This window comes from Chryseobacterium sp. FP211-J200, from assembly GCF_001643375.1.
GTDB classification, from domain to species: Bacteria; Bacteroidota; Bacteroidia; order Flavobacteriales; family Weeksellaceae; genus Epilithonimonas; species Epilithonimonas ginsengisoli.
Genome location: NZ_LSHB01000009.1, coordinates 40,820 through 64,344, shown reverse-complemented (window position 1 = coordinate 64,344; position 23,525 = coordinate 40,820). Strand labels below are relative to the sequence as shown.

Annotated in this window: 23 protein-coding genes; 9 read left to right on the top strand and 14 right to left on the bottom strand. The window is 40.0% G+C overall.

Translation table 11 applies throughout. The annotated features are described in order from the left end of the window. Positions 1-36: 36 nt before the first annotated feature. The 11 genes from AXA65_RS03285 to AXA65_RS03245 all read right to left on the bottom strand — a co-directional run bounded on the left by AXA65_RS03285 (position 37) and on the right by AXA65_RS03245 (position 10,501). The gene (locus AXA65_RS03285; RefSeq protein WP_063968711.1) at positions 37-1,119 is read right to left on the bottom strand and encodes a porin; all 1,083 of its coding nucleotides are present in this window, start codon (positions 1,117-1,119) and stop codon (positions 37-39) included. 21 nt (positions 1,120-1,140) lie between these two features. Continuing rightward, positions 1,141-1,701 (bottom strand): K(+)-transporting ATPase subunit C, encoded by a 561-nt coding sequence (locus AXA65_RS03280; protein ID WP_063968734.1) that lies wholly within the window; start codon positions 1,699-1,701, stop codon positions 1,141-1,143. Positions 1,702-1,849: 148 nt separating this feature from the next. Continuing rightward, a complete protein-coding gene (gene kdpB, locus AXA65_RS03275; protein WP_063968710.1) occupies positions 1,850-3,889 on the bottom strand; it encodes a potassium-transporting ATPase subunit KdpB in 2,040 nt (679 codons plus the stop codon). Positions 3,890-3,899: 10 nt separating this feature from the next. After that, positions 3,900-5,600 carry a potassium-transporting ATPase subunit KdpA gene (gene kdpA / locus AXA65_RS03270; RefSeq protein ID WP_063968709.1) on the bottom strand — a complete coding sequence of 567 codons (1,701 nt, stop codon included), beginning with the start codon at positions 5,598-5,600 and terminating at the stop codon, positions 3,900-3,902. Between the two features lie 152 nt (positions 5,601-5,752). Further along, entirely contained in the window at positions 5,753-5,830 is a 78-nt protein-coding gene (locus AXA65_RS20520; protein WP_074719383.1) for a potassium-transporting ATPase subunit F, read from the bottom strand. Further along, positions 5,827-6,210 (bottom strand): hypothetical protein, encoded by a 384-nt coding sequence (locus AXA65_RS03265; protein WP_063968708.1) that lies wholly within the window; start codon positions 6,208-6,210, stop codon positions 5,827-5,829. The genes AXA65_RS20520 and AXA65_RS03265 overlap by 4 nt, the downstream gene beginning before the upstream one ends. A gap of 97 nt (positions 6,211-6,307) precedes the next feature. Beyond that, positions 6,308-6,445, bottom strand: a complete 138-nt coding sequence (locus AXA65_RS19815) for a hypothetical protein (RefSeq protein WP_165569371.1) — start codon at positions 6,443-6,445, stop codon at positions 6,308-6,310. 13 nt (positions 6,446-6,458) lie between these two features. Then, positions 6,459-6,818 carry a hypothetical protein gene (locus AXA65_RS03260; protein ID WP_063968707.1) on the bottom strand — a complete coding sequence of 120 codons (360 nt, stop codon included), beginning with the start codon at positions 6,816-6,818 and terminating at the stop codon, positions 6,459-6,461. Positions 6,819-6,977: 159 nt separating this feature from the next. Then, positions 6,978-8,324, bottom strand: a complete 1,347-nt coding sequence (locus tag AXA65_RS03255) for a sigma-54-dependent transcriptional regulator (protein WP_063968706.1) — start codon at positions 8,322-8,324, stop codon at positions 6,978-6,980. A gap of 117 nt (positions 8,325-8,441) precedes the next feature. Next, on the bottom strand, positions 8,442-9,815 hold the full coding sequence (locus AXA65_RS03250) for a sensor histidine kinase (RefSeq protein WP_063968705.1): 1,374 nt from the start codon (positions 9,813-9,815) through the stop codon (positions 8,442-8,444). After that, on the bottom strand, positions 9,812-10,501 hold the full coding sequence (locus AXA65_RS03245) for a response regulator transcription factor (RefSeq protein ID WP_063968704.1): 690 nt from the start codon (positions 10,499-10,501) through the stop codon (positions 9,812-9,814). Before AXA65_RS03245 ends, AXA65_RS03250 begins: the two co-directional genes overlap by 4 nt. Before the next feature lie 205 nt (positions 10,502-10,706). Between AXA65_RS03245 and AXA65_RS03240 the strand changes: the two genes are divergently transcribed. From AXA65_RS03240 to AXA65_RS03215, 7 genes are all read left to right on the top strand, one after another. After that, positions 10,707-11,279 carry a porin gene (locus AXA65_RS03240; protein WP_063968703.1) on the top strand — a complete coding sequence of 191 codons (573 nt, stop codon included), beginning with the start codon at positions 10,707-10,709 and terminating at the stop codon, positions 11,277-11,279. Continuing rightward, entirely contained in the window at positions 11,280-12,035 is a 756-nt protein-coding gene (locus AXA65_RS03235; RefSeq protein ID WP_063968702.1) for a hypothetical protein, read from the top strand. Positions 12,036-12,049: 14 nt separating this feature from the next. After that, complete coding sequence (locus tag AXA65_RS03230; protein WP_063968701.1) at positions 12,050-12,469, top strand: Dabb family protein; 420 nt, start codon at positions 12,050-12,052, stop codon at positions 12,467-12,469. Positions 12,470-12,487: 18 nt separating this feature from the next. Further along, complete coding sequence (locus AXA65_RS03225; RefSeq protein ID WP_063968700.1) at positions 12,488-12,976, top strand: hypothetical protein; 489 nt, start codon at positions 12,488-12,490, stop codon at positions 12,974-12,976. A 57-nt stretch (positions 12,977-13,033) separates the two neighbouring features. After that, positions 13,034-13,210 carry a winged helix-turn-helix domain-containing protein gene (locus AXA65_RS19810; RefSeq protein WP_165596558.1) on the top strand — a complete coding sequence of 59 codons (177 nt, stop codon included), beginning with the start codon at positions 13,034-13,036 and terminating at the stop codon, positions 13,208-13,210. Positions 13,211-13,516: 306 nt separating this feature from the next. Then, a complete protein-coding gene (locus AXA65_RS03220) occupies positions 13,517-16,669 on the top strand; it encodes a T9SS type A sorting domain-containing protein (RefSeq protein WP_063968699.1) in 3,153 nt (1,050 codons plus the stop codon). An 87-nt stretch (positions 16,670-16,756) separates the two neighbouring features. Then, the gene (locus tag AXA65_RS03215) at positions 16,757-18,238 is read left to right on the top strand and encodes a tetratricopeptide repeat protein (protein WP_063968698.1); all 1,482 of its coding nucleotides are present in this window, start codon (positions 16,757-16,759) and stop codon (positions 18,236-18,238) included. 95 nt (positions 18,239-18,333) lie between these two features. On the opposite strand, the gene AXA65_RS03210 is transcribed toward AXA65_RS03215, so the two are convergent. The 3 genes from AXA65_RS03210 to AXA65_RS03200 all read right to left on the bottom strand — a co-directional run bounded on the left by AXA65_RS03210 (position 18,334) and on the right by AXA65_RS03200 (position 22,084). Then, positions 18,334-19,209, bottom strand: coding sequence for a hypothetical protein (locus AXA65_RS03210; RefSeq protein WP_063968697.1), 876 nt, complete (start codon positions 19,207-19,209; stop codon positions 18,334-18,336). 121 nt (positions 19,210-19,330) lie between these two features. Further along, entirely contained in the window at positions 19,331-20,320 is a 990-nt protein-coding gene (locus AXA65_RS03205) for an SH3 domain-containing protein (RefSeq protein WP_063968696.1), read from the bottom strand. Between the two features lie 6 nt (positions 20,321-20,326). Then, on the bottom strand, positions 20,327-22,084 hold the full coding sequence (locus AXA65_RS03200; protein ID WP_063968695.1) for a patatin-like phospholipase family protein: 1,758 nt from the start codon (positions 22,082-22,084) through the stop codon (positions 20,327-20,329). Positions 22,085-22,383: 299 nt separating this feature from the next. Here AXA65_RS03200 and AXA65_RS03195 point away from each other — a divergent pair, with 299 nt between their 5' ends. Continuing rightward, positions 22,384-23,151 (top strand): XRE family transcriptional regulator, encoded by a 768-nt coding sequence (locus AXA65_RS03195; protein ID WP_063968694.1) that lies wholly within the window; start codon positions 22,384-22,386, stop codon positions 23,149-23,151. Positions 23,152-23,274: 123 nt separating this feature from the next. Then, complete coding sequence (locus AXA65_RS03190; protein WP_063968693.1) at positions 23,275-23,475, top strand: DUF2945 domain-containing protein; 201 nt, start codon at positions 23,275-23,277, stop codon at positions 23,473-23,475. Positions 23,476-23,525: the final 50 nt, after the last annotated feature.

Sequence of the window (23,525 nt, the reverse complement as noted above, 5' to 3'; positions counted from 1 at the left end):
AAAAATTCAACAAGGGATTTGGTAATATGGAAACTATTAAAAACTTACAGCCAGTGATGTCACCGCCATAAAATTATTTTTATTCAAATGATCATCCCGATCGAGGAAAATATCGTCTTTGCTGCTGAGATTTTTCACTTCTGTACGCCACACCAGATTTGGAAGGATCCAATAATCCGCATTCAAAGAATAGCCAAAGTTCTTGAATCCATTTTGTGTTCCCGTCGCAATGATGACGCCTTTTTCATCACTGTAATACTCGCCTCTTGCTGCAAAACTCAACTTGTCTGTGGCTGCATATTTTGCGATGATCACAGGCGAAAACCAAACATTGTACTGCTCGCTGCCTTTTATCTTTTGCTCAGCGCCGATGTCAAAACCTGTAGTCAAAGCCAACTTTTTACTCAGCTGGAAAATTCCGTACAGATTATGGAAATAGCGCATCTGTTTGATGCTGTCCGGTTTATCATTTCCGATGAATGAACTGCTGTTCAAAATGATTTTATCAGTCGGTTTGTAGGTTAATTGGTGTCCAAAAGCGACAGTGGAATTCCCGTCCACACGCTGAATTCTCTGCCAGCCATTCAGAACCAATCCACTCAAAAGCCATTTACCACTATCACTGGTGTAGGAAATTTTTGCGCCGCTTTCGTAATAAGGTGAGTTTTCGGCCAAAAGACTTCTTGTCAAGGTCCAACAGTCTTTGCTGATAGCACTTTCAAAACCGATGTGTGACGGCATAATTCCGGCATCGACCCAAAGATTTTTGGTCTTCGAAATTTTCAAACCAACATTAGCCTCGTAAATATTTTTGAGAACGCCGGGTTCTGCAGCATAATTGGAATTCATATAAGTTCCGTTTGCCAGAGCTAGATTGGCGCGCAATCTTTCGGTTTTGTAATTGGCTTTTACGAATCCAAGATTCAAATTGACCTCGTTGTTCCGGTTGTGGCTGTATATGAAACCCGGGCGCATGTTGTTTTCAGGATTATTAAAATCGTATTGGTAATAGACCTCAGCGTAAGCGCTTATTTTAAGAGGACTTTTAGTTTCTTCCTGTGCAAAAAGAAGTGTTGATATTCCTAACATCGACAATGTCAGTAAAGCTATTTTTTTCATTTCTATTATTCTTTTTTTTAATTATTTCAAACCGTCAAGCGCGATATTGAGTTTTAGGACATTGATCTTTTCTGTTCCGAATAATCCTAGAAAAGGTTTTTCTGTATTGGATGCTACCAGATCTTGAATTTTGTTTTCATTAACATTCCTGATCTTCGCAATTCTTTTCACCTGAACATCAGCTGCCTGAACAGAGATGTTTGGATCCAGTCCACTTCCGCTGGCGGTAACCAGATCAGACGGGATATCGGCTTTTGAAACTTCAGGATTGTGTTTGATAAAATTATCAATTCTTTCCTGAACAGTTTTCAGGTAATCAGGATTGGAAGGTCCTTTGTTGCTTCCGCCGGCTCCTGCAGCATTATAATCTACAGCTGACGGACGTGACCAGAAATACTGATCTTTCGTGAATGCCTGTCCCACATTTGTGTAATATTTTTTGTTACCAACAGTTACGATTTCGCCTTTCCCGTTGTTTGGAGAAAACTGCGCGATCCCGAAAATGATGAGTGTGTAAAATCCTGAGAAAAACAGCAGACAAACCAATGTCAGTTTTAAAGCAGGAAGAATATGTTGTTTCATTTGATTTAATTTTAATATTCGATGATATGTTGTTACGTCTTTTGATGTTGAATCTGCAGCCCGGCCTGAGTGGAGCTCATTTTTTGTGGCTGGAAAAGCTGGGCAAAAAATAGCGGGAACGGAGGACGGAACAGCTGCCCAAATCATTTTAAATAAACAGTGCTACAATAAGATCAATAATTTTTATACCTATAAATGGAATCAAAACGCCGCCCAGACCGTAGATCAAAAGATTTCTTCTGAGCAATGCACTTGCACCAATTGGTTTATAAGCCACACCTTTCAAAGCCAGCGGAATCAAGACGGGAATAATGATCGCATTGAAGATAACAGCCGACAGAATGGCACTTTCCGGAGAATGAAGGTTCATAATGTTCAGTCCCTGCAAAGCCGGAATCGAGGCGATGAAAAGTGCTGGAACGATTGCGAAATACTTAGCGACATCATTCGCAATACTGAAAGTCGTGAGCGTTCCTCTGGTCATCAACAATTGTTTTCCGATTTCCACAATCTCGATTAACTTCGTAGGGTCGTTGTCCAAATCCACCATATTTCCGGCCTCTTTTGCAGCCTGTGTTCCACTGTTCATCGCAACGCCTACATCGGCTTGGGCGAGAGCTGGCGCATCATTGGTTCCGTCTCCCATCATTGCTACTAATCGACCTTCTGCCTGTTCTTTTTTGATGTAATTCATCTTGTCTTCCGGTTTGGCTTCGGCAATAAAATCATCTACGCCCGCCTTTTCAGCGATATATTTGGCAGTCAAAGGATTGTCTCCAGTTACCATAACGGTTTTGATCCCCATTTTTCTCAAGCGTTCAAAACGTTCCTGGATTCCTGGTTTGATGATATCCTGAAGCTCCACGACACCCAATACTTTTTCGTTCTCGGAAACGACCAATGGTGTTCCGCCGTTGCTGGAGATGGTTTTCACCGCTTCTTCCGTTTCTTTTGGGAAAGAATTACCCGCATTTTCAACTAAGTTTTTGATTGAATCTGAAGCGCCTTTTCTGATTCTGATGTTGTCATAATCCACACCTGAACTTCTGGTTTCCGCTGTGAAATTGATAAACTCAGGATTGTTGATCTCATAAGTTTTAGGATCAATTCCTGCCAGCTCTATGATGGATTTTCCTTCCGGTGTTTCATCCGCCATAGAACCTAAGACCACGGCTTTTGTGAAATGTTTTTCATCGATTCCATTTGCGATATGAAAATGGGTTGCTTTTCTGTTTCCGATGGTAATTGTTCCTGTCTTATCCAGTAAAAGAACATCCACGTCACCCGCAGTTTCCACTGCTTTTCCACTTTTTGTGATCACGTTGGCTCTCAAGGCTCTGTCCATTCCGGCAATTCCGATGGCTGATAAAAGTCCACCAATCGTAGTTGGAATCAAGCACACAAACAACGAAATAAAAGCGGCGATCGTAATCGGCGTGTGGGCATAATCTCCAAAAGGTTTTAAAGTTACAGTTACGATGATGAATACCAATGTGAAACCAGCCAAAAGAATTGTTAAGGCTATTTCGTTTGGTGTTTTCTGTCTGCTCGCCCCTTCTACCAAAGCAATCATTTTGTCAAGGAAACTTTCGCCTGGTTCTGTGGTCACTTTGACTTTGATCCTGTCGGAAAGTACTTTTGTTCCTCCTGTCACGCTGCTTTTGTCACCGCCGGACTCACGAATCACGGGTGCACTTTCTCCAGTGATCGCACTTTCATCGATTGTTGCAAGACCTTCGATGATCTCGCCGTCTGATGGAATAATGTCGCCTGGTTCACAAAGGAACACATCGCCTTTTTTAAGTTGAGAAGAAGGAACGATGGTGATTTCATCATTAAAAATTTCCCCCACCGGCTGTATCCATTTTGCAGGCGTTTCTTCTCTTGTTTTTCTGAGTGAATCTGCCTGTGCTTTTCCCCTTGCTTCTGCGATACCTTCTGCAAAATTGGCGAACAGCAAGGTGATAAATAAGACAGCAGTTACGATAATATTATAGATCAAACTACCTTGATCTTTTTCGCCAAGCGCAATCCAGACACACACGCCAGCCATTACCAATGTTCCTATCCACACCATAAACATTACGGGATTACGGAACATTTTGGATGGGTTCAGTTTTATAAAAGACTGTTTCAATGCTTCATTCACCAAGTCGGCCTGAAACAAATTATTTTGATTTCCTTTCATTTTAATTCAATTATTTAAGTGAAAAATGTTCTGCGATAGGTCCCAAAGCCAAAGCCGGGAAGAAAGATAACGCAGCAACAAGTGCGATAACGGCGAAGACCATCAGTCCGAAAGTTGGTGTGTCGGTTTTCAAAGTACCAGCACTTTCCGGGATGTATTTTTTGGCAGCGAGGCTTCCGGCAATGGCTACTGGGCCGATAATCGGAAGATACCTTGCCATCAACATCACGATTCCGCAGGCGATATTCCAGAACGGTGTATTGTCTCCCAAACCTTCAAAACCACTTCCATTGTTGGCACTTGACGATGTGAATTCGTACAGCATTTCGCTGAAGCCGTGAAAGCCTGGATTATTGAGCCAACTGGCATAAGCTTCGGGATTATTCGCATAAGTATAACTTGCAATCGCGGTTCCTGCCAGGATCAAAAGTGGATGCAGAAGCGCAATGATCATCGCGATCTTCATCTCTCTGGCTTCGATTTTCTTACCTAGGAATTCCGGTGTTCTTCCTACCATCAATCCACTGATGAAAACGGCGAGAATGATAAAGATGTAGAAATTCAGGAAACCGACGCCAACACCACCGTAGAAGCAATTGACCATCATCCCAAGCAATTGATTCATTCCGCTGAGTGGCATAAAACTGTCGTGCATAGAATTGATACTTCCTGTAGAAATAACAGTTGTCGCAATACTCCAATAAGCAGAAGCTGCAGAACCAAAACGGACTTCCTTCCCTTCCATATTTCCCATCGATTGAGAAATTCCCATATCGGAAATCGCAGGATTGCCATTGACCTCAGAAATCACTGTTGGAATCATCAGCATTAAAAAACCAACCGTCATGACGCCAAAAATTGTCCATGAGAGTTTTCTTCTTTTAATAATAAATCCCATTGCGAATATCATCGCCAACGGAATCAGCATCTGAGTTACAATCTCAACAATGTTTGTAAAATAATTCGGATTTTCTAAAGGATGCGCGGAGTTGGGACCAAAAAATCCACCGCCATTGGTTCCCAAATGTTTGATGGCTACAAATGCTGCCACAGGACCACGGCTAACTTCTACTTTATCACCTTGTAAATTAATGATGGAATCTTTGCCCTCAAAAGTCATCGGTGTACCATTGAATGCTAATAATGAAGCAACTACCACTGCAATAGGAAATAAAACCCTTGTACAGCTTCTCACGAAAAAGAAGTAGAAATTCCCGAGCTTATCGGTCGTTCTTTCTTTCATCGCAAAAAATACAACAGCTGCTATAGCTATTCCGCATCCGGCGCTGATAAACTGCCAAAGCATCAAGGTCAACTGTCCGAGATAGGACATTCCAGTCTCTCCCGAATAGTGCTGAAGATTGGTATTGGTGACAAAACTGACCGCGGTATTGAAAGCCAGATCACCACTCATCGATGGATTATTGTCCGGATTCATCGGGAGCCAGCTCATATTGGTCAGAACGAACATCGCTGCCAAAAACCATACAAGATTGATGGTCAATAAGGCGGTCAAATGCTGTTTCCAGGTCATTTCTTTTTCAGGATCGATGCCCGAGATCTTGTAGAATAATTGGTCTACAGGATTTAACAGCTTGTCCAGCCAGGTTTTTTCGTTTCCGAAAATTTTTGAGATGTAGCGGCCGAGCGGCAGTGCAAAACCGACTGCGAGGGCGAACATCAATATAATTCCTAATATTTCTTTGTCCATTTTATAGAATCGTTTATTAATAGTTTCTTTAAAAATTTAATTGATTGTTTTGATCTTAATGATGATAAAGAGGAATGCGATGACGAAAAAAATCCAGCCGAATATCCTGAGCCAGTCCTTCATTTCATTTTTAGTCCTTTTGTTCATCGTTTCTAGAATTTTTCCGGATTGATCAAAACGTAGCCTATGTAGCCAAAAACGGCAATGGCAATGATGAATAATGTGATCATGATCTGTTGATTAATTGATGGTCTTTTCTTGTCTGTTCCATATAAATGTTCTTAAAATCTGCGGGAATCTCCTGGAAGAGAAATCGCCATTGCTGCGGATTTGTTTTTCTTTTCAGGCTTTCAAATGATCTGATGAAGATATTTTCTATCAGGTATCTCACATAGGAATTGCCTCGTTTGTAGATCCAGTCCATTCTTTTGACATTGCGGATCACAGACTGGATCTTGGTCTGTCCCAGAAGATCTTTCATATGATCGACCGTGGTCTGCATGATCCCAGCAAAATTGTTGCGGTCCGAGAGGTTGGTAATTTCATTCCTGATATCAGGATAAAAAGCCTTCAGATATTCCACTGTCTTTTTTTGATTGATCTTTTGCATCGCTCAAATTTTTTCGAATGTTCTTATCAATAGGAAAAAAATCGAAAAGAGCGTTGCTCCCAAGAGAATTAAAATCGTTGTCATAATGGTATACTTATTAGGGTTGAATAATTGCTGCAAACACAAAAACACTTAGGATCACCGCAACATTGATGATGAGAATCTCAAAGTCATGTTTGGTTTTGGATCTTTTCCAGCTTTCCCAGTTTCCCGATTTTATTATTTTTCTATGCATGATATGGCTTGTTTTAAAAGCCTGATTTGTAGATCTGACGCAGATAGGCCTGATGCAGACCTGTTGGCATTTTTGAAAAGATCAAATTTTTGTAGGTGTTGTCGCAGGAAAATGTCAGGCTGTCCAAAGAATAGACAAATACATTTTCCACCGCATTTTTCAGAGCCTGATCGCCCTTTTGGTACAGGTCATCCATTTTGTCGAATGACCGGATCAAAATCGTGGTTTCACCTTTCCTGATAAGGTTTCTGATCTGTCTTGTAAAGACATTGATCACCATAAAGGAATTTTTGGTTTTATAAACCTCTTCGAACTCCGCTTTGGAATCCGGAACCACTTGTATGATCTCCTGTATTGCTTCTGTGTGATTCATTTTAGTAATTGTTTTGAATCACTAATGCCAATAAATATTCCCACTAGCAACCAAAGTCAATAACTAACAAACAATCAATACATTAAAATTAAAAATGAATTTTTGACCAATAAAAAAGCCTATCAAAATGATAGGCTTTTTCTCAATATGATAATGATCTTATGAAATTTTGTATTCTTCGATCTTGCGGTAAAGCGTGGCAATACCAATTTCTAGCAATCGGGCTGCTTCTGCCTTGTTTCCTTTGGTGTAGTTCAAAGTTTTCTGGATCTGAATTTTTTCTGCGCTTGCAAGAGAGAACGCCGACAAACTTTTGTTATCGGAAATATTGGAATTAACATTTTGAAAATCTGATGGAAGCGAGGTCAATTCCAGTTCGGAACCATCGGTCAGGATCACACTTCTCTCTATCACATTCCGAAGTTCGCGGATGTTGCCCTTCCAAGGATGGTGTTTTAGGGCTTCAAGGTATTCCTGACTGATTGAATTAATTTTCTTTCCCGTTTTGAGAGAAAAATTTTTCAGGAAGTAATGCGCCAACTCCTCGATATCCGAAACCCTTTCCCTAAGTGATGGTAGCGAAATATTAAAAATATTGATCCTATAAAACAGATCTTCTCGGAAGTTCCCGGCTTCGATCTCTTTTTCCAGATCTCGGTTGGTGGCCGCAATAATTCTGACATTGACCTTCGTCGCTTTGTTATCGCCAACTTTCAGAAATTCGCCTGATTCCAATACCCGCAGCAGTTTTGCCTGCAGATCGAGAGGCATTTCTCCTATCTCGTCCAGGAAAACAGTTCCATTGTTGGCTTCTTCAAAAATCCCTTTGGAATCCTTGATCGCACCAGTAAAAGCACCGGCTTTGTGCCCGAACAATTCGTTCTCGAGTAATTCTTTGCTGAATGCAGAACAATTGACCGCGACAAAATTCTGTTTGCTTCGGTTGCTCGCATTGTGGATCGCTTGCGAAAAAACTTCTTTTCCAGTTCCAGTTTCGCCTGTGAGCAGCACTGTAGCGTCTGTAACCGCCACTTTTTTTCCGGATTCTATGGCCGACCTTATCTGTTTTGATCTACCGATGATCGCATCAAAAGAATATTTGTTTCCCAATTGTTTTTCCAATTGAAGGACCCGTTTGTTCAAGGCAACTTTTTCGATGGCTTTGTAAACCAATGGAATGATCTTGTTGTTGTCATCCCCTTTTGTGATGTAATCAAAGGCGCCATTTTTGATAGCCTGCACGCCATCGGGAATATTTCCAAAAGCGGTAAGCAGGATGATCTCCAGTGACGGGTATTTGTCTTTGATAAACTTGGAAAATTCTACACCACTGCCGTCAGGAAGCTTGACATCACATATCACAACATCGATGTCAGAAACCTCGAGTCTTTTTTTTCCGTTTTTCAGATCAGAGGCCTGGAAAACTTCAAAGCCTTCCAAACCGATAATTCGGGAAAGCAAGGTTCTTATTTTTTCCTCGTCGTCGATGATAAGTATTTTGTTCACTCTGCAAAAAATTATGGACAAAGATAAATATTAAAGAACCTATCAAAATGATAAACTTTGGTAAAAATGACATTAGGCCAGTAAAACAAAATTCCAATTGGATCATTCATATCATGATCATTTCTTCGCTGGCAGCCTTATTTTGAAAACGCTTCCTACTTTCAGTTCAGATGCAACTTCCAATTCTCCCTGATGGATCTCTATGATCCTTTTGACAATAGATAAACCGATTCCGTTGCCTTTGCCGTAATTTTTATTATTTCCACGGTAAAACAGATCAAAGATATTTAACTGATCTTCCTCCGAAATTCCTATTCCACGGTCTATAAAGCGAATCTCCAAAGCATATTTTTGAACTTCTATCTCTACATTACAAAACTTGTCTGGCGAATATTTGCAGGCATTTTCCATCAGATTGAGAAAAGCGATCTGGAGCAGGTAAGGATTTCCGTTAAAATCATAATTGCTCTCATCTTTGTCTGCGAGATTATCCATATAATTGATCCCGATCTTGTAATCCTGATTTTTTTGTAGCAATGCAACTTTCGCATCTGCCAGCACCTCATCCAAACGAACATCCGTAAAACTGATCTGCGAAACGTCATAACTTGCCCGCGCAAAATCCAAAAGTGCCGATGAAAGCTGCGATGCATGATTGGCGTCCTGCAAAGCATTATCAATGGACAGTTTGTAATCATCCAAGGTAATATTAAGTTCCTTTGCCAGTTCCAGCTCGGCTATCAATGTGGAAAGCGGCGTTCGGAATTCGTGCGAAATGGTCGTCACAAACTGCTTGTGGTTGTTGAATGATTTTTCTAATCTGTTAAAAGTCGAATTGAAAGTTTCCGCCAGTTCAGAGATCTCGTCTTTGGCTTTTGGAATGACCAATCTTTTGTTCAGATTATGCTCCGAAATATCGCGGATCTGGAGAATGATATCTTTTAAAGGTTTCAAGGTGTAATATGAAAAGAGAAAACCTATGATGAAAATGACAGCGATGGAAATAAAATATACAACAATTACATCATCCTTAAATTCCGAAATATGTTCTTTTCCTGTCACATCTACCGCACTTCCAATGATGTAATAATTGGCGCCACCAGACTCGTATTTGATTGCCATGTACTGCCGTTCTCTTCTCAGCCATGTCATCCTGTTCTTTCCACTCCTGATGAGTTTATCTAGGTAATGCTGATTTTTGGAGGAAGGCGTGATATCTGTGAAGATCAAATTCCTGTCACTGTTGTAAACACTGATGTCAGCTTCGTTCAGCATTTTTTTGTTGCGCTCGTGGAGTTCTTTGATCTTCGAATTAGGAATTTTCGCATCAAATATAAACTCAGAGCGCCAAATGATCTTGTAGCCCAATCGGTCATTGAACTCGTCTTCCCTATTCTTCTCGGAAACAAAATACAAGACGTACGCAAAAACGAAAAGGATCCCAGCAGTCAACAATGCGTAACTGAGTGCTGTTCTGGTAGCAATTTTCATAATTGATCAGTGAATATGAAACCTACTCCAGGTTTTGTATGAATCAGTTTTTCATCAAAATCTTTATCGATTTTCTTTCTGAGGTAAGCAATGTAAACATCGATATAATTGGTTCCGGTATCAAAATGATTTCCCCAGACATTCTCCGCAATCTCGTCCCTAGCCAGTATCCTATCGGCGTTGCTCATTAGAAAAACCAATAGTTTAAACTCTTTGGGCGTAAGATTGATCTCTTTTTCATTTCGGAAAACACGGTTGGTATTTTTATCCACTTTTAGATCTTTATATTCGATGTGATCCGAAAGTTCATTTTTCTGTGATGAAGTTGATTTCCTTAATAAGATCGCTTTTATTCTGGCGTAGAGTTCTCTGATCTCAAAAGGTTTCACCATATAATCGTCTGCGCCTGCATCAAAACCTTCGATCTTTTCATCGATCGTTCCTAGTGCGGTCAGCATAATGATGGGAAGTTCTGGATTTTTTTTCTTGATCAATCTGCTTAATTCGATTCCGTTCATCTTGGGAAGCATAATGTCTGTGATCACAAGCTCGAACACTATTTTATCGACCATTACCAACGCATCTTCCGCGTCTTCCGAAATATAGATCTGATAACCCTGACTTTCCAAACCTCTTTTCAAAAGTGCGGAAACACGGGCATTATCTTCAATAATTAAAACCTTCATATGAACATTGTTACAGGACAAACTTCAAGATCCCCAATATCAATCAGCTGATTATCATCGTCCTTTAAATTCTCTGCAAAGGTATCTCATATTTTTATTCTTAATGAATTTCTAAAGATTTTCTAATGGTTTTCTAACGACGACCCGGGATTTCCGAAAGTAATTTTGTCCCGTTGAAATCAACAAAAAGAGGACAATCAATATTATGAACAAAAAATCTATCAAAGCAGGGCTGGCCATACTTACCATCATGGGAATGTCAGCCAAAATGGAGGCTCAGAAAAAAAATGACTTTAATAATCCGGGACTCACGCATTATCTGAATGACGAACATACACGCTACGTTTCCTTCAGCGGCTATGCAGAATTGTGGGCAAGATACACCCAGCTGAATCCAGGAAGTCTTATCAACGACCAGGCAAAATCTGATGTTTCCGATCTGTCTCTTAGAAGGGTGAGAGTAAAGATGACCTACAAACCGACGGAAAAACTGATGTTCGTTCTACAGGCCGGAACCACCAACGTGAATATGAATGCGAAAGCAAGCAATTACATCGACCTTTTGGATGCTTACGCGGAGTATGCTTTTAATGATAAAATTGCGGTCGGGGCTGGGCGTTCCACTTGGAGAGGTCTATCAAGATTCACAACTGGACCTTTGAACACTTTGTTGTATGACCTTCCTGCCTATGCTACTTCCAACGCTGGAGCAACAGATTTTACGGTAAGAGAATTAAGCGTTTATGCGAAAGGCCAATTGGGAAGATTTGATTACTGATTGGTAGTTGCAGATCCTTACACAATGGCGACCGCTGAACCAAAAGTGAATGTTGCTACTTTCAGCAAAAACGCGCCAGGTAAAGATTTTTCAGGTTATTTCCGATATGCATTTCTTGACAAAGAAAATATCACAACACCTTTCAATTCCGGGACTTATGGCGGCAAAAAGAAGGTCTTGAGTTTGGGAGCAGGTTTCGATTACATCCACAATGCAACTTGGCACAAGTACTTTGATAACAATGTTCTGAATGATGATATGCAGAATTATGCGGTCGACCTTTTCTATGACGCACCTATCAACAAAGACAAAGGAACATCCATAAGTGCATATGGGATGGCGATGTACAATGATTACGGCCCCAACTATGTTCGCTACGTTGGGACCAATAATCCCGCAACTTCCGTGAATGCTTCACAGGCAAGTCTCAATGGTGCTGGAAATGCAATGCCTGTGATCGGGACTGGAAACACCTATTACGTACAAGTTGGTGGCACGCTTCCTTACTTTAATAAAGACAAAAAGAACCTACAACTACAGCCCGCAGTTGGGATGCAATTGTCCAATCTGAAAGGACTTCAGGATAATGCGATTGTTTATGACGCCGGAATATCATTACTAATGAACGGCATGTCTTCCCGATTGACCTTTGATGCGCAGAACCGACCGATTTTCACTGGAGATGCATTAAACAAGGGTGTTGTTTCTGACAGACAATGGCAGTTTGTCCTTAAATATAGAATTGATTTTAATTAAAAATAATAAATAAAATGGAAAGAAGAAAATTCTTGTTCCGATCCGTACAGGCTTCTGCCCTGCTACTTTTATCAGGAACCCTATTCGCATCAGTTTTACCCAATATCAATCCCATAAAACCTACAAAAGTGTACGCTCACAATTTATTCTTCTGGCTTAGAAAAGACCTTTCCGCAGCAGAAGTGAAAGACTTCGAAAATTTCTTCGAAGGTCTTAAAAAACTTCCTTATCAAAAAAATCTACGTTACGGAAAACCAGCAGGATCCAGTCCGAGAACAGTTCTAGACAGCACTTACAGCTACAATTGCGCGATGCAATTTGATTCTCTGGAAGAACTGGAAGCTTACGGGAAATTACCAGAGCATTTGGCTTTAGTTAAAAAATACAAGCCAATGTTTGAGAAAATGTTGGTCTATGATACTGTTTACAATTAATAAATTATTATATTTAAAATGAAAAAATTCATCAAAGGAATATGCCTCGCATTGGCACTAAGCTCATTCGTAATGAAAGCACAAGACAAAGAAAACAAAAACCTCAGCATCAAGGTCAATAAGGAAGAATCGAAAGAATATATTCCTGCAGTGAGGCTCATCAACAATCCTGATGGTTCTTGTACCTTCGAGAAAGGCAGAATTCCTACTTTGAAACATCTGAACACGACCACATTCTGGATGAGCAACAAGACAGAAGATTGGGAAAAAAATGCGCATCCCGCTCCAAGAAGACAATATGTGATCACTCTGAAGGGAAATATCAGATTCAAAGTGACGGATGGTTCTACTTTTATCATCAAACCTGGAACTGTGCTTCTGGCTGAAGATCTGAAAGGAAAAGGTCACAGTTGGGATATGGTGAGAAGCAAGGCGTGGGAAAGACTATACATTCCGATCGCGGAGAATGCAGACGATTTTTTTGTCGCAGATAAAGACCATGATTGATCATAATTTTGATGAAAGATGTTTCCCCTGTAAGCAGATGTCAGGATCAGGGGTGTTTTGGACTACCATAAAAGCTTCAGCCCAGATAAGAGTTCCTATTCCTACGAAATAACATTGACCAGACAACAACTGGCATCTATAATAGTCCTTCGGGTAGAAACCGTCATCCGCAACATAAAAAATATTGAAAAGCAGGAAGTTCTGAAGATCATCAATAGAAATATCTATTATTAAAATTAAGTCGTAAAACCCACCTTATAAAGTGGGTTTTGTGTTTTCTGAGGAGCTTCAATACTGAAAAAATTGAGGTTTTGATCTGAAGTCGATCAAAAAAAATCCAATTAATTAATCCAGTGGCTTTGCCTAAACTATTTATATTCTTCAAGTCCTAATCGTGGAAATAATAAGCTCTCAAAAACAGACCAATATCAAGCCGATATCATCATAGAATATCATTTGTCAACAGCATTGTCAACACTGTAAGCCAATTAAAGAATGATATTTGGAATAAATTTACCTAACAAAATTAAATTGTATTAGATGAAATTTACTATCAGATCCATTGTTGTTTTTGTGTCTACAGCCATCAGTATTGGTGCTGCTGCACAAAGCACAAATCTAAAAAAACAAAACGGCTACCTCGCTTCTCAAAAGAATGGCAGCATTTCTTTACTATCCCGATGGAGCTCTTTCAGAGCAAACGATGGGTACAAAACCTCTTTTGATCCGCAACAAAAAATGCTAGCCCAAATGGGCCTGTCAATACCCGAATCAAAAATATCAACTAAGACGAACCAGTTCTACGGTGGCGAAGCCTACAAAGGCAATAATGTCCCTTACGCCTCAATTACAGATGGTCTGGGAAATACTTATATTACAGGAGGAAGCTCTAACGAAAACCAATCGTCTGGAGACTTATTTACGATCAAGATCGGGCCAGATGGACAGACACTTTGGCAAAAACGGGAGCTGGCGGCACAGTTTGCCGTAGAATACGGAATGCAGATCAGCTTTGATAATTTGGGAAATATCATTGTATCTGGTCTTAAATGGAATGGTAACGATATGGATATCCGGGTAGTGAAATATGACACTTCCGGTTCCAAAATTTGGGATACGACCTTTGATAACGGTAAGGAAGGACTTGATGTTCCAAACAGCATGACCACGGACGCCAATGGCAACGTCTACATCACCGGAATTGCATGGTCCGGAAATTCTAGTGATTTTGTGACCATCAAATATAACAGCAACGGTGTTGAGCAGTGGCACCATACAGAAAATCCGGCAGGGGGAGAAAACTGGAATGAAGCAACAGCCGTAGCAGTAGATACCTTCGGAAATGTTTTGGTCACAGGCTATAGTCCCAATTCAGAAGGCTGGCTAAATTACCATACGATCAAATATAATGCTAACGGTTCGAAGCTTTGGGAACAGGATTATAATTATGAAAGTACCGACCCTGAGAATATTGCTGACGTCACCAACTCTGTAGCACGGGCCATAACTACAGACAGCGACGGCAATGTTTATGTGACCGGAACTTTTGACACCTTCCTTAACCGAATTGGAACCATCAAATATAATTCTGAAGGCCAGCAAGAATGGGTTCGAACTTACAGAAGCGAGAGCGAAGGAACAATGGGTTGGAAAATAGGCTTTAACAATAATGCATTGTATGTAGCAGGCAGCCATTCAGGAGGATTTTCAGATGACGGAACTGTATTACTTTCTTATACCAATAATGGTGAAGAGAATTGGAGCAAAGAAACCAGTGATCTCATCGACATTAATAATGCTTCTCTAACCTTTGACCAAGAAGGCAATATTATAACCTCAGCCAATGGTATGACGCCAGGCGCAGAAGAATGGGAACAGGATGTTGCAGCTCGTGCCTACAAATATTCAGCGGATGGAGAACTTTTGGGGCAATCTGCTTTTGTTATCTCTACATCCACAGGAATGGCAAGTATGGGACAAATGGCGGGAGCAAGAACTGATGCTAACGGGAATATCTATTTCTCTGTCAATTCCTATTACACTGACAAAGGCGCTGTCTTTGAAACTGTAAAATCAACCTTTGAAACCACCAGTCCAACACCACAGTGGAACGCCACTTACGCCAACTTAGGAACCAAGGATGCGACATTGCTCAATTCTTTCAATGATAAGAATGGCAACACGTTTTCGACAGGTTCGTATTATAACTATGCCGATGGAATGCTTAATAACAATTACTTCCTCGTAAAACACAATACCGAAGGAAATATAGTTTGGGATGCCGTCTTTAATTCAGAAAATGGAAATGCTGCGGAAGGTATTGTAGCAAGAGCCGATGCCAACGGAAACACTTATGTTTGTCTATTGCCTGGTTTTGAGCAGAATCCTCCAGCTTTAAAAGTGATGAAACTTTCACCGGAGGGCAATCAGATCTGGTCAAAGGACATTGAAATTTTCAATCCTCAGGTCTATGTGATGGAACCTCAGGCAGACGGATCGGTTTATCTTGCTGGTACTGGTAAACAAACAGAAGGAAGTAGTTCAAGTTCTTTTTTAGGAATTAAATTAGCTGCTGACGGCTCTCTTGCCTGGAAAACTTATATGCCTGGATCAAGTGATAATAACATTTATAGAATCAATTCCGGAAAGGTGGATTCCAACAACCGACTAATACTTACAGGTTCACACGGTAACGGTAGCTTCATCTCCGAAAATGTCGACCTGACAACCGTTCAGTTCAATGCGGATGGAACGCCAGGCTGGATCGCTCCCGTAACCATTGAAGGTTCAAACTCTTATGGGACGGACCTGTATATTGCTGAGGATAATAGTATTTATGTTAATGGTTATGCGAAAAATAAAGAAACTTATGCTGACGATATTGTTACAGCAAAAATAAGTGCAACAGGAAATATACTTTGGAGCAAGACCTTCGGTGATGCTGACAGAGATGAGCGCTCATACACCATAAAACCTTTCAGCAACGGCGATATTGCAATGGTAGGTTACAGCCTTGCACTTAATGGTGACATTAATAATACTTTGGTAAAATACAATGCTTCTGGTGATGAACTTTGGAATTTCGCATCAGAAAACATGCGTTACTACAACGATTTCCATATCGATGCTTCTGATGTGAGTTATGTTATGGATCAAGTTCTTATCGATCCGTTCCCTCACAAGATCTTTAACCAGCCTTTTCCAATTGCTTCCTTGATCAAAATCGATAAAGACGGACAAAACAAAGGAGAGACGTTTTTCAACGGACCAGAATATGCTGAGTTTTTTGGACAGAAGCTTATCCCACATTCTGATGGCAGGCTTTTGCTGGCAGGCAGCGTGAGTAACCAATCTTTTTTCAAAGGGCTTTACTTTTTTGAAACAGAGCATGACGAAACACTGAGTCTTTCGGATGACTTAAATTCTTCGACAACAAAAGATGCGCTAGGTCAAAACTATCCCAATCCTGCTTCAAATAGCACAACAATTCCATTTACTCTCATTAGTAGTGGAAAGGTTGTCATAAGACTTTACAATACGCAAGGGAGCTTGATCAGGGAAATAGCTTCGGCGGTTTATCCTGCGGGGCGTAACCTCATAACATTTGATACCAAAGGTTTACCAACCGGCATTTACTTTTATCAATTAGAATCTTCTGGCATCAAACAAGCCAAGAAAATGATCATCAAATAGTTTTGATTACTAAAATCAAAGGCTCTGGGTAAATATCCAGAGCCTTTTTTTTGTTTACGCAGTATAAAAATTTAAATTTGGATTATTATGCTGAAGATGAATAAAGTAAATCCAATACTATTCCTGTTTTTAATTTTACTGTTTGCCGTTTTCTGCAATGATGAAGGCGCTAAATCTGTTGCTAATAAAAACCATTCTGCAAAAGACGAATCAGGCAATTTCAGGAAGCTTGGCGATGAGCAATGGCATCTTGGAAACTATCAGGAAGCACTTAATTATTTCACTAAGGCTTATAAAAAAGTAAAAGCCTCCGGTGATGAAAAAGAAACCGCTACCCTACTCAACAATCTCGGATTGGTGCATTGGCGGCTTGAAAACAACACGGCCGCCTTAGAATGCTATACAGAATCAGCGGCATTAGCGGAAAAAAATGGAATGCAAAGGCTTTTGGGTTTAACGCACACGAACCGGGCATTGATCCTAAAAGAACAACGAAATTTTGAGGAAGCATTTATCCAAAACAATGAAGCGATCAGGCTGTTCAAGGAAATCAACAAACCTCATGATCTGGCAACGGCTTACAATAATCAAGGTCAGATCTACAGATATTCTGGAGCCTATGATGAAGCTCTGAAATTCTACCTTTTATCTTTAGAGCAGTGTGAAAAAATAAATGATCTGGAAGGCAAGGCGGTTGCCTATCAAAATCTGAGTACAGTTTATGCTAAGCAAGGAAAAAAGGAAAAGGCTCTTGACGCCGCCAGAAAATGCCTTAAAATAAGCTATAAGACCAAAAGCAAAGTTCGTATAAGCGAGGGTCTTTATGAACTTTCCCACAATTTTGATCGATTTAAAATGCCTGATTCTGCATTGTACTATTTCAAAAAACACAATGAGATCGAAAAAAGCCTGATGAAGGCCAATCAAAGTAAAATCCTATCTCAGTTTCAAGCCAATTTGGGAATCGAGGTCAAAAATCTCCGGATCAAAAACCTGCAAAATGAAAAGGAAATTGCCAATGACCGTTTTATGTTCGTCGGAGCCTGTGTGATGATCGCCTTGTTGGTCTCGGCATTTTTTATTTACCGTTATTTGTCAATCATCAAATTCAGAAAAAAACAGCTTGAAGCAGAACTTGAAACCTCAAAACAGATCATTCAAATAAAAGAAGACGACCTGAGGACCTACATCATCGACCTTACTGATAAAAACAACATCATCAGCAAACTGCAAGAGCCAGACAAAGAACCGAGAGACATTGAAGATGAGGTCAATGAACTATTGGAACAGAAGATCTTTACCGATGACGGTTGGGACAAATTCAAGAAGCGCTTTGCAGAAATATATCCAGATTTTTTCAAAAGGATCAAGCAGAGCAACATTCCTGTTACAGAGGCAGAAATACGAATCTTGGTTCTTATGACATTGAAACTGAATGGCAACGAAATGGCAAACAGCCTTGGTATTTCTCCGCAAAGCGTAAGAGCTTGCAAGATGAGACTCAAGAAAAAACTGCAGGTCAATGACTATGAATCTGTTGAAAATTATTTGAACTATATTTTTTCTTAGATTTAAATTATCATTTGGGTTGTCACAAATTCCATACAAGCCAATCACTCGTAAAAAACTAAGCTCTTAAGATTCACTTACAAATGTAAATCTGCTTAGCTGATACTGAACGCAAAGTAATTGAACGGCAATTCTTTATGTACTCCATATAAAGACTGAATAGTCCCAAAATTTCTATTGTAATGCCATTTGCTCCAGTCAAATGATCCTGGATCTGAGGTCTGTAACGCAATGTAAACACCTCTTGCCATTTTGAGATGAGAGGCGATATTATCAAAATAAAGTCCCATTTTGGGAGCTGTGATCTCCCTGTTCCTATTGCGACCGGCTATTAATTTTGTAATGCCTGTCGCATATTCGCTTAAGATCGGAATGATGGGATTCAGCGTTCCGAGCAAGGTTATGCCATTCTTGACAACTCCTTTTTCCATGGTGTCCAAAAGCTGGTCATCATTGTCATTGGAAACATTGATGATCTCTACATCAAACTGCATCAGCTGTTTTCCTGTATTTAAACCAATAAAGATGGGATAGCCGGAGATCGGTGCATTCTGTCCTTCCTGTATGGAGAAGATTTGATTGAAACTTAGATCCTGCTCCGAAGAATCTGTCAGATAGTTCTTTGCATTGAATTTGAACAACACCCGATGCTTACCTCTCCCCGGATATTCATAGGCACGAAAGTAATCCAATGAAATGTTGACCTGTGTATTCTTGAGGGATTCATCCGCAGAAACGTTCCGAGCTTCAACGATCTTGAGCGAAGTTTCCGTAGAGCTGCTTTCCGGAATAAAACCAAAGGCATAAGAAGAATGCTCCCAAGCTCTCGGTTCCCTGTTCCAAGGCCACGCAACAGATTCCAGATCGGCGTTGGGATTTTGATTTAAAATTTCTTCAGCTTCGGCCTTCAGATCCATTGATCGGTACAATGCAACCGCTTCTTGGGCATTCAATTGTGAAAAATTTTTCATGTCAGATTAATTTAAAATTGTCTGTTACTAAATGAATAATGGTCATTGATCTCCTTCTGTTCAGAAAATTAAAATACTTAAGGAAGATACTTAAAATTAAACAACTTTTGAGCAATATAATTTAAGAAGTCAACTCAATAAAAGAATCCTTTACCCATTGGTCATCCATCGCGATCTGTGACCAGCCATCTTTTTGGCTATAAATAAAAACCTCTGTCCCTTTATCTAAACTGCCCACTTTTGGAAATGAAGTTCCGGCACCGGCCCTCACATTTAGAATATCGGATTTCACCAAAGCCCTTTTGACCTCATTGGTAAATCTGCCTGAAACCAAATGCTCCGCTGAAGAAGACACTTTGAACCAGCCATCCTTTTCTTTGTACACTCTTAGAACACTGCCAAACAATTCCGGTTTTCTGTCTTTTACTTTTGCGTTTGAGGAAGATGGTCCAGTTCTGATGTTAAGCGTTTCTGTATTCACCACCACGTATTTTAAAACTTTGGATGTCGGGTTTGCACTTTTGATCGATAAAGCTTCGGCAATCAACGGGATAAAATTTCTATTGCAGTCTTCTACTTTATTACCGCCGAAGAAATTGCTTCCCGGACAAGATTTGTTGTTGCCACTTCCATTATTTCTGGCACCTGTGGAGAGGTTGAACCAATGGTGATAGACAATCGTGTTCGTATTGGGAATTAGTCCAAATTTTTTGAGCAACGCTGCAGTTACGGTTATGATGGCTTCTCTTTGCTGAGTGGTCATCTGGTCTCCACCTTTGTCAAAATTCCCCACATTTTCAATACAAAAATGATTGGCATTGCTGCCATAGATGCAGGCCGGTGACTTTTCGAAACTTCGACCTGTCACCACAGAACCATCGGGGAAAATAGAAATGTGCTGACCTATGTCTGCCCAGCCGTTGGCATTGATGTGCGTATTCTTCATCCCCTTTTGCAGTTCCAAATGATTTTTACCATTAAAATGATTGTAAGACGGGATGTAAGTATGATGCTGCTGAACAGAAAGTACTGTTCTGGCAATCTTTAATTTTGAAATATAACTTTCAAACTCCGTTGAGGTCATCTTTGTAAATCCATACTTGGTCTCCATGGCATTTTATTTTAAAAGTTTGTATTTGAACAGCTCCTCGATTAGAATGTTGGTCAGTTTATTCGAGACGGTTTTTGCAATGAAGCGGTTTCCTACGGTTTTCATAAAAGTATAACCAAGGATTCTCCACAACCTGATCTTGAAATTTTTGATGAAAACCAGTTCATTCCTTTTTTTGACAATTGGTACAGTTGCCTCATCATCTTTTTTCCTTAGATGGTCATAGGCAATATCCACAATTCCCTTCACTCTTTTGTTCATTAGTTTTTCTAAGGGAACAATGTCTTTCTGATAATCGATGGACGGAAACACCAGACCTTTGGTATTGTCTTCATTGATGTAAGGATCAAAATAAGTCCTGTTGTTTTCAATCTTTTTAGATTCTATCCGGAAATCTGGAATAATAGGCAACATGATCTCATCCGTGTGTCTATCGACAAAGGCGTAGGCATCTTTCAGGGAAGAGGTCCATTCCGAAGCTGATGGATGTTGCGCTTCATTGAGGTGGAAATAATAACGCAGAAAACTTTGACAGTTCTTTCTCCCCAACATAAAATCATGCACCCTGAACGACTTATGGATGAAACCCGAAAAACCCGACAATGCGCCACATGCAATGGTATTTTTCAGTGGCTTTTTATTTTTATCATAGCGTGTCGGCCAGATCATATTTTTGTCGGTATTGTCGTCGAACATCTCACTGATATCCCTTTCTTTGAAAGAAGCCTGATGTCTCAGCGTGGATATCAGTTGTGGAATGATGTGGAACAGATCCTCTTTGACATCCTTGGTTGCAAATGGATTCTCGGGTATGAAATTGGGGAAAGGATCGATCATGATCAGCTTATAATTTTTATTGAACTCCTTTCCAATGACATTCAACGCTTCTGCTATTGGCTCATTGTTGGTCATTCCTCCGTCTACCGCAGTGAAACTGTATTCCTCCTCTACTCTGGGAACGAATTTGAAGCCTTCACCAAAAATACGTTTAAGGTTGGCATTGATATAATCTTTGGGAATCCCGGTAAAAGAAATACTTTTAAGACCAACTGGAAATGCACCGCTTGCCCTGGCACATTTTAGAAAGAATCGAAGAGAGTTTTCATCACCAAGATCCAGGTCGAGTTTGGACACATCACTTGTAGGTTTGTTGTTCTGGAAATAGGCAAATGCTTTGTGGTAGGACATCGTGTGCGCTACCCTTTTTTTGTCAGAATCGAAGTACAAATCGATGGGAATTCCCTTCAAGTTACTCAAAGTAAAAAGGACATCCAGATTTGGATTGATGAAAGTTGGCAATATATTGACCTCGATCGATCTGGCCTTCATCACGATCTTATCGATAAGATGGTCCATAAACTCGACATTGAGCAGAGCGTCCAATTTACCTTCTTCCAGGTCTGCAGCGGAGAACAGATATTCGCTGATTTCCTCTTCAGACTTCAAACCGAAATTGACCCAAGTATCAAACAACAGATTATCAGAAGCTTCCTTGGAATATGGATCGATGACTTCTTTCAAAGAATCTTTAGCGAGTCCTATGAGTGCGACCGCTGCAGCAATACTTCCCGCAGATGCTCCTGTGAAAATATCAATAACCACATTGGGTTTGGGTGTAGTGGTCGGATCTTCTTTATACTTCTCGTCCCAAATAAATAAGGTATTGAAAAGATAATCCAAGACACCGGCAGTGTAGGCTCCAGCTGTTACTGCGCCCGCCAATACTAAACCAATATGAATTTTTTCTTCTGATGTTTTGTCCATAATTATTCTTTTCAAAAAAAGGAATTTAAAACTTTATATCTACTCTCGATTATTCGTCTTTACAATACTTACATTCAAATTTAGAAATTAATTTCAACGTCTCTGTACATCTTTAACAAAGCATAACGTCAAATGAGTTCTATTAAAATATCTGTAATGTTTTGAGAAATGTTTTAAGACAATAAAAAGATAGCAAAGAAGAAATGCGGAGTTTCTTTCTGGCGTAAAAAAATTTTACAATGTAAATATAGTAGCATTTGTATCAATTTTTATTATATTTGTTGATACAATTCATACCAATGTCGAAATTAGCAGATAACATCAAGTTGTTGAGAGCCAGGCAAAAGATCTCTCAGCAAAAAATTGCAGATGCATTACTTATAACCAGAGTAAGATATGCCAAGTATGAGGATGGCACTTCTGAACCACCGATAGAGATCCTGTTGAGACTGTCAAAATATTTTGGTATCAGCATCGATCTATTGGTATCGGTAGACATCAGAAAATATCCTTTGGAAGAAATGCTCAACCTGCCGGACAACAGGATCCTGGTACCAATTACCGTTGATGCTTCCGGGAACAACCAGATCGAGATCATCCCCCAAAAAGCCTCCATGGGTTATCTGAATGGCTACGCAGATCCCGAATATATAGAGAGTCTCCAGACCATCTCATTGCCTTTCCTCCGAAATGGAAAATACCGCGCTTTCCCGGCACAAGGCGATTCTATGCCACCATATAAGGATGGAACGTATATCGTTGGAAAATATGTAGAAGACCTTTCTGAATTGAAGACCGACAAGACCTACATCTTCATCACAACCAATGATGGGATCACCTACAAAAGATTTCAGTTTCATGAAGCCACTGCTATTTGCGTAAAATCTGACAATAATTTTTATGAACCTTACAAGATCCCGCTAAGCGAGATCAAGGAGATCTGGGAATTTGCCTGTAGCATCTCTACTCAGGAATATGAACCGGAGGAGTTTTCCCAACATAACATCCAAAATCTTTTTGTTGAGATCAAAGAAGACATCAAGAAGATCAACAGCCGAATGACTTAGAATACACTGCTCTCTCTTTGGCAAATAAATTGAAGTTCAATTATTAAAGTTATAAAATATGATCTAAGTTTTCTCTGATGAATATTTATACGTAACAATTGAATTGCAAAAAGAACAAACATTATGCTGAAAAAAGGAGATAAAGTCAAATGGAGATTTCAGTTTGGCGAAACACACGGGATCATCACAAATGTCCATACCAAGGATTTTGTCTTCATGAACAGACAAAGAAGAGCGTCCGAAGAAAGCCCGCAATATGAGGTCATGAGCGAGAAGACCGGTAAAAGTGCTGTTCACAAATCTTCTGCTTTGAAGAAAATTTGACCTTGAAAATAAAGAAGGTGAATCTTCGGAAATAACTTGGCTCCACTCCT

What these genes read in the sequence shown, in the direction of transcription:
- AXA65_RS03210 (WP_063968697.1), bottom strand. Translation starts at nt 19,209, where the DNA reads ATGAAAAATTTTTCACAATTGAATGCCCAAGAAGCGGTTGCATTGTAC.
- AXA65_RS03195 (WP_063968694.1), top strand. Translation starts at nt 22,384, where the DNA reads ATGTCGAAATTAGCAGATAACATCAAGTTGTTGAGAGCCAGGCAAAAG.
- AXA65_RS03190 (WP_063968693.1), top strand. Translation starts at nt 23,275, where the DNA reads ATGCTGAAAAAAGGAGATAAAGTCAAATGGAGATTTCAGTTTGGCGAA.
- AXA65_RS20520 (WP_074719383.1), bottom strand. Translation starts at nt 5,830, where the DNA reads ATGATCACATTATTCATCATTGCCATTGCCGTTTTTGGCTACATAGGC.
- AXA65_RS03200 (WP_063968695.1), bottom strand. Translation starts at nt 22,084, where the DNA reads ATGGACAAAACATCAGAAGAAAAAATTCATATTGGTTTAGTATTGGCG.
- AXA65_RS03250 (WP_063968705.1), bottom strand. Translation starts at nt 9,815, where the DNA reads ATGAAAATTGCTACCAGAACAGCACTCAGTTACGCATTGTTGACTGCT.
- kdpA (WP_063968709.1), bottom strand. Translation starts at nt 5,600, where the DNA reads ATGGACAAAGAAATATTAGGAATTATATTGATGTTCGCCCTCGCAGTC.
- AXA65_RS03230 (WP_063968701.1), top strand. Translation starts at nt 12,050, where the DNA reads ATGGAAAGAAGAAAATTCTTGTTCCGATCCGTACAGGCTTCTGCCCTG.
- AXA65_RS03225 (WP_063968700.1), top strand. Translation starts at nt 12,488, where the DNA reads ATGAAAAAATTCATCAAAGGAATATGCCTCGCATTGGCACTAAGCTCA.
- AXA65_RS03280 (WP_063968734.1), bottom strand. Translation starts at nt 1,701, where the DNA reads ATGAAACAACATATTCTTCCTGCTTTAAAACTGACATTGGTTTGTCTG.
- AXA65_RS03260 (WP_063968707.1), bottom strand. Translation starts at nt 6,818, where the DNA reads ATGAATCACACAGAAGCAATACAGGAGATCATACAAGTGGTTCCGGAT.
- AXA65_RS03265 (WP_063968708.1), bottom strand. Translation starts at nt 6,210, where the DNA reads ATGCAAAAGATCAATCAAAAAAAGACAGTGGAATATCTGAAGGCTTTT.
- AXA65_RS03240 (WP_063968703.1), top strand. Translation starts at nt 10,707, where the DNA reads ATGAACAAAAAATCTATCAAAGCAGGGCTGGCCATACTTACCATCATG.
- kdpB (WP_063968710.1), bottom strand. Translation starts at nt 3,889, where the DNA reads ATGAAAGGAAATCAAAATAATTTGTTTCAGGCCGACTTGGTGAATGAA.
- AXA65_RS03285 (WP_063968711.1), bottom strand. Translation starts at nt 1,119, where the DNA reads ATGAAAAAAATAGCTTTACTGACATTGTCGATGTTAGGAATATCAACA.
- AXA65_RS03220 (WP_063968699.1), top strand. Translation starts at nt 13,517, where the DNA reads ATGAAATTTACTATCAGATCCATTGTTGTTTTTGTGTCTACAGCCATC.
- AXA65_RS03215 (WP_063968698.1), top strand. Translation starts at nt 16,757, where the DNA reads ATGCTGAAGATGAATAAAGTAAATCCAATACTATTCCTGTTTTTAATT.
- AXA65_RS19815 (WP_165569371.1), bottom strand. Translation starts at nt 6,445, where the DNA reads ATGCATAGAAAAATAATAAAATCGGGAAACTGGGAAAGCTGGAAAAGA.
- AXA65_RS03205 (WP_063968696.1), bottom strand. Translation starts at nt 20,320, where the DNA reads ATGGAGACCAAGTATGGATTTACAAAGATGACCTCAACGGAGTTTGAA.
- AXA65_RS03245 (WP_063968704.1), bottom strand. Translation starts at nt 10,501, where the DNA reads ATGAAGGTTTTAATTATTGAAGATAATGCCCGTGTTTCCGCACTTTTG.